At 60.9% G+C, this 230-nt stretch carries 1 rRNA gene; it reads left to right on the top strand.

Annotation, left to right across the window (positions count from 1 at the left end):
* Positions 1-230, top strand: a 23S ribosomal RNA gene (locus tag GPK58_RS11880); the annotation flags it as partial.

Here is a 230-nt window from a genome sequence, read left to right as displayed (position 1 = left end):
ACCCCATGGAGCTTTACTCCAGTTTGGCACTGGGGTCCGGTGTTGCATGTACAGGATAGGTGGGAGGCTGAGAAACGGTAGCGTCAGTTGCCGCGGAGCCGCTGTTGGGATACCACCCTTGTGATATTGGGCTTCTAACCAGCCGCCGTGAACCGGCGGTGGGACAATGCCAGGCGGGGAGTTTGACTGGGGCGGTCGCCTCCGAAAGGGTATCGGAGGCGCCCAAAGGT

This window comes from Blautia sp. MCC270, from assembly GCF_018785605.1.
Lineage (GTDB): Bacteria > Bacillota > Clostridia > Lachnospirales > Lachnospiraceae > Blautia_A > Blautia_A fusiformis.
This window is presented reverse-complemented; position numbering and strand designations above follow the sequence as displayed.